This window comes from Lentzea sp. NPDC092896, from assembly GCF_044754905.1.
Taxonomy (GTDB): Bacteria; Actinomycetota; Actinomycetes; order Mycobacteriales; family Pseudonocardiaceae; genus Lentzea.
On sequence record NZ_JBIVPX010000007.1, the window covers coordinates 297,991 to 313,467 of the forward strand.

General features: G+C 69.9%; 11 protein-coding genes. 6 read left to right on the plus strand and 5 right to left on the minus strand.

Annotated elements, in window-relative coordinates; all coding sequences use genetic code 11:
* Nucleotides 1–46: 46 nt before the first annotated feature.
* A complete protein-coding gene (locus tag ACIQF0_RS31785; RefSeq protein ID WP_360034332.1) occupies nt 47–448 on the plus strand; it encodes an ATP-binding protein in 402 nt (133 codons plus the stop codon).
* On the opposite strand, the gene bla is transcribed toward ACIQF0_RS31785, so the two are convergent.
* The 5 genes from bla to ACIQF0_RS31810 are packed head-to-tail and all read right to left on the minus strand — an operon-like array spanning nt 441 to nt 10,563.
* Entirely contained in the window at nt 441–1,340 is a 900-nt protein-coding gene (gene bla / locus ACIQF0_RS31790; RefSeq protein WP_401035517.1) for a class A beta-lactamase, read from the minus strand. The genes ACIQF0_RS31785 and bla overlap by 8 nt on opposite strands.
* Nucleotides 1,341–1,344: 4 nt before the next feature.
* Nucleotides 1,345–5,268 carry an amino acid adenylation domain-containing protein gene (locus tag ACIQF0_RS31795; protein ID WP_401035520.1) on the minus strand — a complete coding sequence of 1,308 codons (3,924 nt, stop codon included), beginning with the start codon at nt 5,266–5,268 and terminating at the stop codon, nt 1,345–1,347.
* A 32-nt stretch (nt 5,269–5,300) separates the two neighbouring features.
* On the minus strand, nt 5,301–5,948 hold the full coding sequence (locus ACIQF0_RS31800) for a GntR family transcriptional regulator (RefSeq protein WP_401035523.1): 648 nt from the start codon (nt 5,946–5,948) through the stop codon (nt 5,301–5,303).
* Nucleotides 5,949–5,958: 10 nt separating this feature from the next.
* Complete coding sequence (locus ACIQF0_RS31805; protein WP_401035525.1) at nt 5,959–9,426, minus strand: BTAD domain-containing putative transcriptional regulator; 3,468 nt, start codon at nt 9,424–9,426, stop codon at nt 5,959–5,961.
* A 21-nt stretch (nt 9,427–9,447) separates the two neighbouring features.
* Nucleotides 9,448–10,563, minus strand: a complete 1,116-nt coding sequence (locus ACIQF0_RS31810; RefSeq protein WP_401035528.1) for an alpha/beta hydrolase family protein — start codon at nt 10,561–10,563, stop codon at nt 9,448–9,450.
* A gap of 111 nt (nt 10,564–10,674) precedes the next feature.
* Between ACIQF0_RS31810 and ACIQF0_RS31815 the strand changes: the two genes are divergently transcribed.
* Genes ACIQF0_RS31815 through ACIQF0_RS31835 form a run of 5 tightly spaced genes read left to right on the plus strand, consistent with a single transcriptional unit; the run spans nt 10,675 to nt 15,379 of the window.
* On the plus strand, nt 10,675–12,039 hold the full coding sequence (locus ACIQF0_RS31815; protein WP_401035531.1) for an extracellular solute-binding protein: 1,365 nt from the start codon (nt 10,675–10,677) through the stop codon (nt 12,037–12,039).
* Nucleotides 12,032–12,898, plus strand: coding sequence for a carbohydrate ABC transporter permease (locus ACIQF0_RS31820; RefSeq protein ID WP_401035533.1), 867 nt, complete (start codon nt 12,032–12,034; stop codon nt 12,896–12,898). The genes ACIQF0_RS31815 and ACIQF0_RS31820 overlap by 8 nt, the downstream gene beginning before the upstream one ends.
* Nucleotides 12,895–13,716: an ABC transporter permease subunit gene (locus ACIQF0_RS31825; RefSeq protein WP_401035535.1), complete on the plus strand. Its 822-nt coding sequence runs from the start codon at nt 12,895–12,897 to the stop codon at nt 13,714–13,716. The genes ACIQF0_RS31820 and ACIQF0_RS31825 overlap by 4 nt, the downstream gene beginning before the upstream one ends.
* Nucleotides 13,716–14,699 carry an ABC transporter ATP-binding protein gene (locus ACIQF0_RS31830; RefSeq protein ID WP_401035537.1) on the plus strand — a complete coding sequence of 328 codons (984 nt, stop codon included), beginning with the start codon at nt 13,716–13,718 and terminating at the stop codon, nt 14,697–14,699. The genes ACIQF0_RS31825 and ACIQF0_RS31830 overlap by 1 nt, the downstream gene beginning before the upstream one ends.
* Before the next feature lie 2 nt (nt 14,700–14,701).
* Nucleotides 14,702–15,379, plus strand: coding sequence for a phytanoyl-CoA dioxygenase family protein (locus ACIQF0_RS31835; RefSeq protein ID WP_401035540.1), 678 nt, complete (start codon nt 14,702–14,704; stop codon nt 15,377–15,379).
* Nucleotides 15,380–15,477 lie beyond the last annotated feature (98 nt).

A 15,477-nucleotide genomic window follows, 5' to 3' on the forward strand; every position in this document is an offset into this window, starting at 1 on the left:
GTATGGAACCCCCTGCCTTGAACGAACAGGGCTCGAGGGGATGCTGATGGGTATCGCAGGACGGTCCAGCGAACGACTGGACCTCGTCCTACCGGAAGGTGTTCTGCCGCTCGCGGACGTGCGGGCGGAGGTGCGTCGCCTCCTGAAGGGAATGCACGAGAACGTCGTGGTCGACGTGATGGTCGTGGCCACCGAACTCGTGAGCAACGCTTATCACCACGCCGCTCCGCAGCGTCGTGCCCGCATTCTTCGCCTGCCGGAGCGGGAGGTGGTGCGGGTCGAGGTCGAGGACGGCACGCCCGGCCGTTTCCCGCAGCTCGGGCGGATGGGGTTCATCGGGCGCCGGCAGCGGGGTTTGTTGCTGGTCAACGGCTTGGCTCAGGTGTGGGGGCACAACCGGTTCCCCGACTTCAAGACCGTGTGGGCGGACGTGTCGACCGTCAGGTGAGGGTCTTCAGGACGTAGGCGGCGGCCTCGGCGACGAGGGCCTCGTCGTAGTCGGCGTCCGCTGTGGACTTGCTCGACATGATCGCGATCAGGACCGGCTCCCGGTTCGGTGGCCACACGACGGCGATGTCGTTGACGGTGCCGTACTCGCCGGTGCCGGTCTTGTTCGCGACCTTGGAACCCTGCGGCACTCCCGCTCGGACGCGCTTCGCCCCGGTGGTCGACCTTTCCAGCAGGTCCTTCAGGAAGTCGCGCTTCCCGGGTTCGAGGGCGTCGCCCAGGACGATCCGCTGGTAGTCCGTGCCGAGCGAGCGCGGGGTGGCGGTGTCGCGCGGGTCGCCGGGCGTGGCCGAGGTGAGGTCGGGCTCGATCCGGTCCATTCTGGTCTCGGTGTCGCCGAGTTCGCGCAGGTACTTCGTGAGTTCCGCGGGGCCGCCGACGTCGCGCAGCAGCAGGTTGCCGGCCGTGCCGTCGCTGTAGCGGACCGCGGCGTCGCACAGGTCGCGCAGCTTCATGCCTGTTTGGACGTGTTGCCTCGTGATGGTCGAGCTCTTCATCAGTTCGGCTTCGGTGTAGGTGACGACGGTGTCCAGATGGGACAGCGGGTTGCGGTGCAGGATCGCCGCCGCGGCCAGGCCCTTGAACGTCGAGCAGAACGCGAACCGCTCGTCGGCCCGGTGCTCGATCGTGCTGCCGTTGTCGCTCATCGCGTAGACGCCCAGCCGTGCGTCGAACTTCTTCTCCAGCTCGAACAACGCGTCGTGCCGCACGGGTGCCGCGCTCGTGGTCGTCGTCGGTGGCGTTGTGCTCGTGGTCTGAACGGCTGGGGTGGCGGCGCAGCCGGCGAGCGGGAGCAGGGCGAGGGACTTCAGGGCGGTGCGTCGATCGATCACCCGGTCACACTATTTCGATCTCCGAGAGGCGCAGCGACGGGTCCTTGGTGACGGCCCGCAGGACGTCGGCGAACCGGGCGAGGAGCTCGACCGCCTGCCTTTGCGTGAACAGCAGCGAGTTGTGGACGACGTGCCCGCCGGAGTCGTGCAGGTGGAACGTCACCTCGGACTTCACGATGACCGGTCCGCGGTGCCGCGCCTCGAACGCCGTGGCGGTCACTCCTGGCAGTCGCAGTTCGGGCACCGGAGGGACGAGCGCGAACGTGATCCGCAGCGGAATTCCTTCCACCACCTCGTGAAAAGGCACTTCCTGGTGTTCGTGGGCTGCCGCCGTGGTCTCCCTGACCCGCCGCAGCACCTCGCGGAAGTCCGGATCACCGGACAGATCCGTGCGCAGCGCCACGACCTTCGCGAACAGCCCGATCACCTGCTCCAGCTCCGGCCGGACGCGGTTCGCCATCGGCGTGCCGACCACGACGTCCGTGGCCTTCGTCGTTCGTGACAGCAGGACTTTGAACGCGGCCAGCAGCACCTCGAACGGCGTGGCCTGCTCCTGACCGGCCAGTGTGGAGACCCGGGAGAGCAACTCCTTCGACGGTGACCACGGCAGCAGCTCGCCGGGGCCGAGCGGGTTGACGTCCCGGTCGCCCTTCGTCGGCAGCTCGATCGGACGCATGCCTTCCAGCTGTTGCTGCCAGTACTTCGCGTGCTCGGGGGACAGCGTGTCCTGTTCCCACAACGTGAAGTCGGCGTACTGCACACCCGGTGCGGCCGCCGTGCCGTTCAGCTCCTCGATCAGCAGTGCCTGGGACCAGCCGTCGCTGACCAGGTGGTGCATGGTCAGCAGCAGCACGTGGTCCTCGTCCGCGAGCCGCAAGATCCTTGCCCGCAACAACATTCCGCTCGCCAGGTCGAACGGCACGGTCATCTCGTCGCCGGCGATGAACGCGGCTTCCTCCACCGAGGACACGTCGACGACCTTGAGCGGAACGGGCTGCGCCGGCCGGACCTCTTGCAGCACCACGCCATCGCGATCGACGAACGCCGTGCGCAACGCCTCGTGCCTGCGGACCACCCGGTCCAGTCCGGACTGGAGGCTTCCGAGTTCGAGCGGCCCGTGCAGGCGCAACGCCAGCGGCACGGTCCAGAAGCCCGCGGCCAGCACCGAGCCGAACCACCGGTTGCCCTGGTTCTGCGCGATCGACAGCGGCACCGGACCGTGCGCACGTGGTGTCACCGGCTTGGTCCAGGACCGTTCGCCGGACAGGATCCGCGCGAGCCGCCGGGGTGTGCGGTGGTGGAACAACGCGGGCAACGGGAGTTCGGCGCCCAGTTCCGCGCGGACGCGGGTGATCACGCGGGTGGCGAGCAGGGAATGCCCGCCCAGTGCGAAGAAGTCGTCGGTCGCGCCGACGTCCTCGATGCCGAGCACGTCCGCGAAGACCTGGCACAGCGCGGCTTCCTCGGTGGTGCCCGGCCGGACGTGCGGCGAGCGCGGGGACGGCACGGGCAACGCGCGGCGGTCGATCTTGCCGTTCGCGAGCAGCGGGAACGTGCTCAGCGGCAGGAAGACGGACGGCACCAGCTGGACCGGCAGCAGCGCGGCGCAGTGCTCCAGCAGGTTGTCGGCCTCGCCGGTGTAGTAGGCGATGAGGTGCTTGTCCCGCAACACGACGACGGCCCGCGTCACGTTCGGATGGGCGTTGAGGACGGCCTCGATCTCGCCCGGCTCGACCCGCACGCCGCGGATCTTCACCTGGTCGTCGACGCGGCCGTGGAACTCCAGCTGGCCGTAGTCGTTCCACGACGCGAGGTCGCCCGTCAGGTACATCAGCTCGCCGTCCTTCGTGACGAACTTCCGTTCACTCAGCTCGGGACGACCGTGATAGCCCGAGGCGAGTCCGGCACCCGACACGCACAGCTGGCCCGCGACGCCGGCTCCGACGGGCAGCAGGTTTGCGTCGAGCAGGTGGATCCGGGTGTTGTCGATCGGCCGGCCGATGGGCGCGACGGCGGGCCAGTCCACCACGTCGGCGGGCAACGAGCACGACGTGATCACGTGCGACTCGGCCGGGCCGTAGTGGTTGTGCACGCGCAGCCAGGGCCTCAACGCGCAGAAGTTGCGCAATTTCACGTCCAGCGTCAGCGGTTCGCCGGCCTGCGAGACGTGCCGCATCGAGGTGAACGACGGTTCCTCGTCCAGCACCGCCCGCAGCACCGAGTCCGGTACGAACAGCCGGGTGATCCGTTCGGCGTCCAGCCAGGCGGCGAACGCGGCGGGGTCGCGGCGGACCTCGTCGGACGGGATGACCAGCGTGCCGCCGAACAGCAGGGCGGAGAAGACCTCCTGCACCGACACGTCGAAGGTGGCGGTGGTGAACTGCGCGGTGCGGCTGTCGTCTTCGCGTTCGAGGGCTTTCTCCTGCCAGCGCACGAGGTTCACCACGCAGCGGCTGGGCATGAGCACGCCCTTGGGCCGTCCGGTCGAGCCGGAGGTGTAGATCATGTAGGCCGGGGCGTCCGGATTCGTCCGCGGTGGCGCGGAGTCCGGGTGGGAGTCCATTTCGGAGGGTGGCAGCGGCCGGTGGAACAGCACGCGGTTCCGGCTCACCACCACGGACAGCCGCGCGTCGTCGACCAGGAACTGGATGCGGTCCAGCGGGTGTTCGGGGTCGATCGGCACGTACGCCGCGCCGGCCTTCAGCACGCCCAGGATCGTGACGATCATCTCGGCGCCCCGGTCCAGGCACAGCCCGACCAGGTCGCCGGTCCCGATGCCCTTGGACCGCAACAGGTTCGCCATCCGGTTGGAGCGGCGGTCCAGCTCGGCGTAGGTCATCGACTCGGACCCGTGCTGGACGGCGACGGCGTCCGGCGTGGTCAGCACCTGCTCGGCGAACAGTTCGGGGATGCTGACGTCCGGCAGGTACTCGGTGGTGGAGTTCCACTTCTCCAGCAGCGCGGCCTCGTCCCGGTCGATCATCGAGATCCGCGAGAGGCGTTCGTCGGTCGGCGCTTTCAGCACCTGGGCGAGGTGGGCCAGCAGCCGGGTGATCCGCGGCCGGTCGAACAGCGCCCGGTTGTAGAGCACGCGGCCGTTCTGGATCTCGAGGTCGAAGCTGGTGAACGCGACCTCGGGGTCGTAGAGGTCCCGGCGCGGCCGCAGATCGACCTGCACCTGCACGAGCGGATGCCGCGACAGATCCCGTTCCGGCGCCAGCAGATCCACGACCTGGTCGAACGGGACGAGCTGCGTCGCGGCCGTGGTCAGCTGCTCGGCCGTCAGCCCGCACAGCTCGCCGAACGCCGGATCGCCGGACAGATCTCCGCGCAGCACCACGAGTTCGTCCGCGACGACGACCCCGATCGGCACGTCGACGGACCGCGTGTAGCGGCCGAGCACCACCTGCAACGCCGCGAGCAACGCGTCGGAGTCGACGTCGGCCGACCACGGCACCACACCGGCTTCCGGCCGGTGCAGCGGCGGCCGCGGCCGATCAGTCGGCAGTTCCAGCACCGGCAGGTCGCGCAGCTGATCGAGCCAGAAGCTGGGAGAACCCTGGGCGGCCGGGGGAGTCGGCCCGCCGAGCACCGTCTCCAGCACGCGGATGTCGCCGAGAATCCCGTGCATCGTCAGGACGAGCAACGACGAGTTGAGCTCCAGCGCGCGCACCAGCGGGCCTTCGCGCAGGTCGAACGGCTGCGTGAGCTCCGCGCGCACCGCCGCCCGCACGTCGGGGACCCGCGCCGACCTCACGACGACGGGCGGCCCGCCGGGAACGGGCCGCCCGTCGTCGTCGAACCGGACCAGGAGGGTGTCCGGCACGCGGACGGCAGCGGGGGTGGTGATCAGCGTGACGTGGTGGCTGGGGTTGCCGGGGTCGAGCTGGTCGAGGAACCACATGCGGCGCCGGGTGTGGTCGTTCACGGTGCCCTCCCGCTGCGAGTCGGGCCTCGACGCTAACCCGCGCGGAACTGGGCGGATCCCTGGACTTGGGCCATCGTGAGGTGCGCGCGATCGCCTCTCAGCACGACCCACGACCGTTCGACCAGGTCCAGCCACGAGATCGACAGCACCGGCGTGGCGGGGCGGACGTCGAGGAGCCTGGCGAGACGGGGTGTGACGAGGGTGGTGGTGCACCAGGCACGCAGTTCGCCGAACCGGACCCGGTAGGTGGCCGAGAGGAACTTCCGCAGCGGTGTGTCGTCGTAGCGCTCGGCGAAGCCGGGGAACCGGGAGGCGGACAGGCAGGTCGAGCGCACGCCGATCGGTTCGTCGCCGCGGACGAGGACCGACTCGACGCTGAGCACGTCCCTGGTGATCCGCACGGCCGCCTGCTCGCGGGTGGCGAGGTCCTGGACCAGCGCGTCGAGGCTGAGGCGGTGGACCTGTGCCGGCGGGGCGACGGTCGTGCCCTGGCGGCCCGTGCCGCGGATGAGCCTGCCCTCCAGCACGAGTTCGTTCATCGCCTTGCGGATCGTGGTGCGGGACATGCCGAACTCGTCCGAGAGCTCGCGTTCCGGTGGGAACGGGGTGTTGCCGGGCAGGTCGCCCAGCAGGTCGAGCAGCCGGGCCTTGGCCTGGTAGTAGCGGGGGATCGCGGGCACCGTCCGGACGTTATTCGCGGCCGATAACCAGCGACTCATCGTCCGGCCTCGACCCGATCTCCCGGTAGATCCGGCGAGCCTCCTGCCGGTCACCACCGAGGTAGGCGACGGCGGCGTCCTTCCAGCGGGACCAGGGCGCCTCGGCGAGGCACTCGGGGCCGTGGCCGGCGGCGGCCAGGACGATCGGCAGGCTGACGCCGACCATGCCGGTGACCTGGCGGCAGGGCAGCAGGTCGATCGTCACCGGTTCGCCGCGCAGCAGCGCGATGTGGGCTCGGAGGACCAGCGGGTGGTGAAGGTCGCCGTGCTGGCCTTTGCTCCTGGCGAGTTCGAGTGCCCGGTCCGCGCAGTCACCCGCGCCGGCCAGATCACCGGTCAGCAGCAGGACGCGGCCGCGCAGAGCGAGGACGTGGGACTGGCTCGGCTCGTCCAGGGCGGCCAGCGCCTCGGCGTACCTGCCGTCCCAGAACAACTCCAGGTACCTCGACGCGTCGAGCCAGGCGATCGTGTCGTTGTCGCCGTGCCGCCGGGCGGCCGCCCGTGCTTCCGCGCGCACCGCGAGACGTGCCTTGAGGTCGCCGAGCACGGTGCAGGCGGTGCTCAGGTTGACCAGGCACAGCCCGGGCGAGATCCCGGCGGCCTGCCGCTCGGTCACGGCCTGGCGCATGTCGGCGATGCCGTCGGGGTCGCCCTGCTTGACCCTCGCGAGGCCCAGGGCTTCCAGCGCGATGGCTCGTTCGAGGCCGGTGGCGCCCGCCAACGCCGTCTTCGCCGCGCTCGTCGCCTCGGTCAGCCTGTCCGCGAGCGTCAGGGAGTGCGCGAGGTACGCCTGCACGCCGTACGCGTGCTCGGTCAGCGCGAGGAACTCGATCGTGCGGTCGAGGTGTCGTCCGGCGGCCGCGTGGTCGTCCTGGTGCCAGGCGGCGCGCCAGGAGGCTCTGGTGGCCGCCGCCGCACCCTCGAAGTTCCCGGCGCCGCGGTGGAGCTCGGCCGCCTCGGCCAGTTCCTCGAGCCCTTCACCGCTCAGGGCGAGGCTCGATCCCAGCAACGTCAGCAGCTCGGCCCGGTCGGGGTGGCCCGGCGGGCAGACCGCCAGAGCGGCGCGGTAGCAACGGATCGCGGTGTCCCTGGCAGCCAGCGCGGTCGCTCTGCGGCCCGCGTCCGTGAGAGCCGCCCTCGCCCTGCGGCCCATGATGTCGCACGGCCGTCCGGAGGCTTCCGCGATCCACACCGCTTCCTGGAAGTGGTACGCCAGCAGCGGAACGTGCTCGAGCGGCAGCGCCTGCACCCACTCGGCCGCGTGGTAGTGCTTCATCGCCTTGGTGCCGCGCGGGACCCGGTCGTAGGCGGCGTCGCGGACCAGCACGTGGCTGAAGGCGTACTCGATCTCGCCCACGACGTCGCTGGTGCTGTGGCGCTTCAGGAAGTCCCGCTGCCGCAACACCTCCAGGCTGCGCGCGATCTCGGCGACATCGCGTTCCGCGACCACCGCGACCGCGCCGGGCCAGACCGTCGGCCCGATGACCGCCGCGTCCTGCAGCACCGCTCTTTCGTTCGGCGGCAACGAATCGAGCCGCGCACCGATGACGTTCCGCACCGTCTCGGGGAGGGCGTCCGGGGCGCCGTCGCGGAGCATGCGGACGTACTCACCGGCGAAGAGCGGGTTGCCGGCCGAGCGGTGCAGCAGCGCCGGCAGGTCGGCGGTCACGTCGTGGCGGGCCATCAGCGCTTCGAGCAGCAGCCTCGTGTCCTGTTCGGACAGTGCGCCCAGCCTGATCGCCTCACCCCGTGGCTCCTGCCTTGAGGTGAGGAGGACCAGCAGCGGCACGTCGTCCGCGGTGTCGGCGAGTCCGTGCAGGAAGCCGAGCAGCAGGTCGTCGGCCCAGTGCACGTCCTCGACGATCACCACCAGCGGTTCGTCCGCGAGGTGCTCGATCAGCCTCCGCCACGCCATCAGCACGTCGCTGCCCTGCGGGCTGACCCCCACGAGCGCGGAGAGCTGGGTGACGAGCCACGGGTCGTCGCCGAGCACCTGGATCTTGGCGGTGACCGCGGCGGCGTCGTCGGTGTCGAAGATGCCCGCGTGGCGCCGCACCATCTCCGCCAGCGGGGCGAAGACGTCGTCGCGCGCGAACGGTGGCGTGCGCCCGGTGAGCGTCCGGCGGCCCCTGGCGAACTCCCGCACGAGCCTGCTCTTGCCCGCGCCGGGCTCGCCGACCACGGTGAGCACCCTCGGCCGGTTCGTCGCCTTGACCTGCTCGTAGGTCTCGGCGAGCAGCGCCATCTCGGCCGAGCGCCCCACGAACGGCGCGTCGTCCCCGGCCGGCGCGAGCGTCCTGTCGGTCACCGGGCACGTCCTGACCTCGCCCCGTGCGGTCTCGGCGAGCAACCGCAGGCAGGCGTCGAGCACCGTGCCGCTGACCTCGACGCGATCGCCGGACGTGACGAGCGCGGGCCCGGTGGACACCGCGGCCGCGGCCGGATGATCACCGGTGATCTCGAACGCGGCGCGCACCGCCCGTTCGGCGTCGTCCTCGCGGTTGACCGGAGCGCCGAAGGCCGCGCAGACCGTTGAACCGAGCGTCGTCACCGTGACGCCACCGAGGTCCTCGACGTGCCGGAGTACCTGTGTCACCGAGGTTTCGAGGCGTTCGTCGGCGGCCTCGTCCTCGCCCGGCAGCTCCAGCCGGACGACGAGCACGCTGACCTTCTTGCGTTCCAGCATGGTCGGCGCCCGCACCGCGGTCGTCGCGAGCGCCGGGTCCTGCGTGAGGATCGCCTGCTCCAGCCGGACCAGCTCGGGCCCTGGATCGATGCCGAGTTCGGCGGCGAACCGCGCGCGTGCCGTGCGGAACACCGCGAGCGCGTCGGCCTGCCTGCCGGACCGGTAGAGCGCGAGCATCAGCTGCCCCTGCACCCGTTCGCGCAACGGCTGATCTCGGGCGTGGGCTTCGAGCTCCGCGATCACCTCTCGATGACGCCCGCACGCCAGTTCGGCGTCGAACCTGTCCTCCACCGCCACGTCGCGCAGGTGCGTGATCTCCACCAGCGCCGGCCACGTGACGCCGTCCGCCACCAGGTCCGCGAGCACCGGCCCGCGCCACAACGCCAGCGCGTCCCGCAGCACGCTCGCCGCTCGTTCGGGACCTGGTGCCGTGGCAGCCCTGGCCAGGGCGGCGCGGAACCGGTGCAGGTCAACGCGATCCGGTTCCACGCGCAGCAGGTAGCCGGGCCTGCGGGTGACGATGTCGAGCCCGGCCTTGCGCAACGCCGACACGACGTTGAGGAGGATTCCGCGTGCCGTCGGCGGAGGCCCCTCCGGCCACAACGCCTCGGTGAGCTCGCTGATCGACACCACCCGGCCCGCGTTGAGCAGCAGGAATCCCAGTGTCGCCCGGCGGGTGAACCCGCCGACCCGGTGCTCCCTGCCGTCCACGCGGACCTGCAGGGGACCGAGAACGGCGAACTCGACAGACATCGCCCGGGACCATACCGCCGATCAGAGCACCAGACGGATCCCTTCGTGGCGGGCTCGTTCGAACAGCCTGGTGCCCCGGTGCCTGAGGTGGAGGTCGAAGAACGCGGCCACGTAGTCGTGCTGGGCCTTCAGCGCGGCCGCGGGATCGATCGTCCCGATGAGACTCTCGCGGCGTTCCGTTGGCACAGCGGCGATCTGCGGCACCGACCACTGCATGTCGCTGAACCCGAGGTGCGCGCCGTCGTCCAGGTGCACGTCCCGCTTCCACCCGCGCTGGTGCGGCCAGAAGTCGGCCCACGTCCTGGTCAGACTCGCGTCGACGTGGCTCAGCTCGCGCTCGCCCAGGTCCCCGCCGAACAGCAGGAACGGCCGGTCGAGCCCCTGGGTGACCGCCTTGCCCGGCGCGTAGGGGCCGTCGTCGCCGGTGTGCTCCATCGCGCCGTCGATGTTGATGCCCGCGTCGAACCTGCGGTCGTTCGCCATGGTCTCGGCCGCCGTGTAGCCGCCGTACGAGTGCCCGGCGATGCCGACTCTCGTGATGTCCGCCCCGTTGTGCAGTTTCGGCAACTCGTTCAGCACGAACCGCATGTCGGCGACCCGTGCGTCGATGGCCTTCTTCATCGTCGCCTGGGAGGCGTCCTGCATCAGGCCCCACTCGATGCGATCGCCGGGGAACTCCACGGCCACCGTCTCGTGCGTGTGCGACACCGTGACCACGACGTACCCGCGGCTGGCCAGGTCGTCCGCGGCCCCGGCGTAGAACTCCCGCGGCGACTGCAGGCCCGGTGAGAACAGCACGACCGGCCACTTGCCCGGTAGCGGCCGGGCGTCGCGAGCCTGTCGCCTGGTGCCTGACCAGTCGACGGTTCCGGCGGGGATGCCCAGGTAGGCCGGGCTGGAGATGATCGGGTCCAGCGCCGTCGCGAGGGCCGCGCCCAGCCACGGCGCCTGCTGCCCGGTGCGTCTGGCCGGATAGCTGATGGTCACCATCAGCTCTCGGTTCTTGGTCGGCTGCCACGGGTCCGCGCGGGTGGAGTCGGTGAGGTGAGCGTCGACCGTGCCGACCGCGAACGGGCCGGTGAGCTGCGGTGTTGTCAGTGTCGACGCGGCCAGGACGGCCGCCATCAGTAGCTGCATTGTTGATCTACCCCCTTCGCGCGCCAGCCTCGCAGCCACGCACTGAGAGGGTGCTGAGAGCTTGTGGCCACCGTGATCCAGTGCCATGTTGGACCGATGGGGCGAACAAAGATGTTCGGACTGGTTGCGGTGTGCGGGCTGCTGGCGGGCTGCCTGGGACAGACGCAGAGCGGTGATCAGGCGCGCAACGCCGACGCCAAGGAGATCACGCTGACGATCGTCGCCAACTCGGCGGTCGGCGGGAAGAACGCCCGCGGGGCCAACTGGATCCAGAACTGGGTGATCCCCGAGTTCACAAAGCAGCAGAAGGCCAAGGGCGTCACCGCGACGATCAAGTTCGAGCAGAACGGCGCCGGCGACGAGGACTTCAAGACCAAGGTCGCGCTGGACCTGAAGACCGGCGGTGGCGGCGACATCATCGAGATCGACGGCATCTGGCTCGGCGAGTTCGCGCAGGCCGGGCAGATCAAGCCCCTCGCCGACGTCGCCGGCAACACCGACTGGGACGGCTGGGACCAGATTCCCAAGGCCGTGCAGGGGCTCGGCGAGTTCGACGGCAAGCGGTACGGCGTGCCGATGGGCACGGACGGGCGCGTGCTGTTCTTCAACAAGAACCTCTTCGCGCAGGCCGGGCTGCCCGCGGACTGGCAGCCGAAGTCGTGGCAGGACGTGCTCGACGCGGGGGCGAAGCTCAAGGCGCTGCCCGGTGTGACGCCGATCCAGCTCAACGCCGGCAGCGCGATGGGCGAGGCCACGACCATGCAGGGCGTGCTGCCCGCGCTCGTCGGCACCGGCAAGCCCATCTACGAGAACGGGAAGTGGCAAGGGGATTCGGCCCAGCTGAAGGACGTTCTGGGGCTGTACCAGAAGGTCTACGGCGGCGGGCTCGGCGATCCCGTGCTGCAGCAGGAGGCCAAGGGACGCGATCGGTCGTTCCAGCTGTTCAGCGAGAACAAGATCGGCATCCTGCTGGAGAGCGACTACTTCTGGCGTTCGGTCGTCGAACCCAAGAACGGCGTGGCGAAGATGGCCGACCGCGACACGGCTGTGGGCTGGGCGCTGGTGCCGGCCAAGCAGGCGAAAGCGGGAGTGGGCGGGCAGGACTTCGTCAGCATGTCGGGCGGCGGTGTGCGGGTGATCAACCCGAACACCCAGTACCCCCGGCAGGCGTGGGAGTTCATGCAGTTCCTCAACTCCGCGCAGGCCGTGAAGGAGTCGCTGGCGGGCACGGCGCAGCTCACACAGCGCCAGGACGTCAACGACGAGGTGCTCAAGGGCGACCCGATGCTGACGTTCATCGCGGAGAAGGTCCTGCCGATCACCCGGTACCGGCCGGGGCTCGCCGACTACCCGAAGGTGTCGGCGGCGCTGCAGCAGGCGACGGCGGACGTCGTGGCGGGCAAGAGTCCCGACGAAGTGGCCACGGCCTACCGCGCGGCACTCGTGAAGGCCGTCGGAGAGGCCAACGTTGGATAGCTCCGGGCTGGGCGTCCGGCGCGCACTGGGGTTCGTCACGCCCGCGCTGGTGCTGATCGGGCTCTTCCTGGTCTTCCCCGCGCTGTGGACGCTCTACATCGGCGTCACGAACTACCAGCTCACCGGGCCAGCGGCGGCCAACCCGCAGGTGGTGGGGCTGGACAACGTCGTCGAGGCCGTGCGGGACCCGTTGTTCACGAACTCGTTGTGGCTCACGGCGTTGTTCGTGCTCGGGTCGGCGGTGATCGGGCAGAACGTGCTCGGGTTCGGGCTGGCGTGGCTGCTGCGGACGGTGCGGCCCGGGCTACGGCGGACCGTCGAGGGGCTGGTGCTGCTCTCCTGGATCCTGCCGAGCACGGTGGTGGCGTACCTGTGGTTCGCGGTGCTGAGCCGCGACACGGGCACGCTGGGCCTGCTGCTCGGCTCGCCGCAGACGGCGTGGCTGGTGCAGTACCCGATGACCAGCCTGATCATCTTCAACATCTGGCGCGGCACGGCGTTCTCGATGCTGCTCTACACCTCGGCGCTGGCCGCGGTGCCGCCGTCGCAGCTGGAGACCGCGCGGCTGATGGGCGCGTCGGGCCGGCAGACCGTGCGGGACGTGGTGTTCCCGCACATCCGGGGCCACGTGCTGACGAACACGCTGCTGATCAGCCTGTGGACGGCCAACGACTTCACACCGTTCCTGCTGACCGCCGGTGGCCCGAACCACCAGTCCGAGGTGCTGCCGGTGCTGATCTACCGGCAGGCGCTGGAAGGCGGCCGGCTCGGGTACGCGTCCGCGATGTCGATGCTGCTGCTGGTGGGCAACCTCGTCATCGCACTGGTGTACCTGCGGTTGCTGCGGAGGCGGGCATGAGTCCTCTGTGGATCGTGCGGCGGATCGGCTTCTACATGCTGGTCACGCTGGTGCTGGCGTTCTTCGCGGTGCCGATGCTGTGGCTGGCGTCCGCGCCGTTCGACGCCAAGCCAGGGCTGGGGCTGCGGTGGCCCGACTGGACGTTGCGCAACGTCGTGGCGACCTTCGAGCACCCGTACGCGCTGACGTCGTTGCTCAACTCGTTGGTGCTGTGCGTGGTCGCGACCGTGGTGACGACCGTGCTCGCGGCGCTGGCGGCCTACGCGTTGTCGCGAGTGCGGATTCCCGGCCGGGATCTGCTGCTGTACCTGCTGTTGCTGTTGTCCTCAGTGGTCACGGGCACGGCCGCGATGGTGCCGATCTTCGTGATGATGCTGCAGCTCGGCCTGATCAACTCGCAGTTCGGCACGGCGCTGGTGATCGCGGGCGGCATGCTGCCCGCGGCCATCTTCATCCTCAAGGACTTCATGGACGCCGTGCCGCGCTCGTACGAGGAGTCGGCGCGGGTGTTCGGCGCCTCGCCACGGCAGGTGCTCGCCCACGTCGTGCTGCCGGTCGCGCGGCCTGGCGTCGCGACGATCTTCGTGTGGGCGTTCGTCAACGCCTGGGGCAACTTCCTGCTGCCGTTCCTGCTGCTGCGCGACGTCGGCCAGCAGCCGGCGGCGGTGCTGCTGCGCACCCTGTACGACGAGGGTGGCAGCGCCAACCTGACGGTGATCCCGGTGTTCTCGCTGCTGTACTCGATCCCGGTGGTCGTGCTGTACCTGTTCGTGAACAAGCGGTACGGGTTCCGATTCCACGGAGGCATCAAGAGCTGATGGCGGGTATCACTGTCGAGGGTCTGTCCACCGTGTACCCCAACGGGGTGCGGGCGGTGGACGAACTGGACCTCGAGATCGCCGACGGCGAGCTGTTCGCCCTGCTCGGCCCGTCCGGGTGCGGCAAGACCACGTTGCTGCGCACGATCGCGGGCCTGGAAGGCGCCACCGACGGGGCCGTGGCGATCGGCTCGAGAGACGTCACCCGGTTGCCGCCAGGAGACCGCCGCGTCGCGATGGTGTTCCAGGACTACGCGCTGTTCCCGCACATGACGGTGGCGGAGAACATCGCCTATCCGCTGCGGGTGCGGGGCGCCGCGAAGTCCGTGCGGCAGGAGACGGCCGCGCGGACCGCCGCCGGGCTGAGCCTGGGGGAGTTGCTCGAACGCCGTCCCGGTCAGCTCTCGGGTGGCCAGCAGCAACGGGCGGCGCTCGCCCGCGCGGTCGCCGCGTCGGCCGAGGTGCTGCTGCTGGACGAGCCGCTGTCCAACCTGGACGCCCGGCTGCGGCTGGAAGCGCGGACGTTCCTCAAGAAGCTGCAACGCGAGCTGGCGTTGACGACGGTGTTCGTCACGCACGACCAGGCCGAGGCACTGGCGCTGGCCGACCGGATCGCGGTGATGGACGCGGGCCGGATCCGGCAGCTCGGTACGCCGCGCGAGGTGTTCCAACGACCCGCGGACACGTTCGTCGCCAACTTCATCGGGTCGACACCCATGAACCTCGTGCCGCGCGGCTCGGAGATCATCGGCGTGCGGCCGGAGTACCTGTCGCCCGCTGCTTCCGGACTGTTCGGCGGCGAGGTGTCCATTGTGGAGAACCTCGGCGTGACGTCGCTGGTGACACTGGACTGCGGCGAGGAGCAGATCGGCTACATCGTGCCCGAGGACGACGAACCCGCCATCGGCGCGACGGTGACCGTGGACGCCCCGCCCGCACGCGTTCTGCGCTATGACAAGGAGACCGGCCTACTCGTGAGGTGACGATGTTCGAGAAGGATGGCTACGAGACGCACGCCAGCGTGCTGGCTCCGGCGAAGTTCGAGGCGCTGGCCGCGCACTTCGAGGCCAGGCTGGCGGCCCTGCCGGAAGGGCAGCGTCCCGAACACATGGACGTACCGCACCTGACCGACCCGGCCCTGTTCGAGTGGCTGCTGGACCCGGACGTGCTGGACCTCGTCGAGTCGCTGATCGGCCCGGACATCGCGTTGTTCTCCTCGCACTTCATCTGCAAACCCGCCGGCGACGGCAAACCCGTGCCGTGGCACCAGGACGCGCACTTCTGGCGCGACAGCATCTCACCCGCGGGCGACGCGATCACCGTGTGGCTGGCGATCGACCCGTCGACCGTCGAGAACGGCTGCCTGCGCGTCATTCCGGGCAGTCATCTCGCCGCCGCCGAACACACGGGCACCGCCGACTCGTTCTTCAACCAGGAAACGGCGGTGGACGAGTCACGCGCCGTCGACGTCGAGCTGGAACGCGGTGCGTGCAGCGTGCACTCGGCCATGCTGGTGCACGGCAGTCCGCCGAACCGCAGCACGTTGCGCCGTTGCGGCTACACCATGAGATACATGCCGACGACCGTCCGGTTCCTGAAGCCGGACAGTCATCGGATCTACCTCGCGCGGGGCCGTGACCACGCGGGCAACACCTACGGCTAATAGCCAATAGTCGGGAAAATCGATTCAGTCGTCAGAGCGGCGGCTTCATCCGTGCTCCTTCTTGACCGGTCAGTGGGTCGGACATAGCGTACGGGAAA

Bases quoted from the DNA above. Each gene is read 5' to 3' on its own strand.
- ACIQF0_RS31785 (WP_360034332.1), top strand. From the start codon at position 47: ATGGGTATCGCAGGACGGTCCAGCGAACGACTGGACCTCGTCCTACCG.
- ACIQF0_RS31805 (WP_401035525.1), bottom strand. From the start codon at position 9,426: ATGTCTGTCGAGTTCGCCGTTCTCGGTCCCCTGCAGGTCCGCGTGGAC.
- ACIQF0_RS31810 (WP_401035528.1), bottom strand. From the start codon at position 10,563: ATGCAGCTACTGATGGCGGCCGTCCTGGCCGCGTCGACACTGACAACA.
- ACIQF0_RS31815 (WP_401035531.1), top strand. From the start codon at position 10,675: ATGTTCGGACTGGTTGCGGTGTGCGGGCTGCTGGCGGGCTGCCTGGGA.
- ACIQF0_RS31825 (WP_401035535.1), top strand. From the start codon at position 12,895: ATGAGTCCTCTGTGGATCGTGCGGCGGATCGGCTTCTACATGCTGGTC.
- ACIQF0_RS31830 (WP_401035537.1), top strand. From the start codon at position 13,716: ATGGCGGGTATCACTGTCGAGGGTCTGTCCACCGTGTACCCCAACGGG.
- ACIQF0_RS31835 (WP_401035540.1), top strand. From the start codon at position 14,702: ATGTTCGAGAAGGATGGCTACGAGACGCACGCCAGCGTGCTGGCTCCG.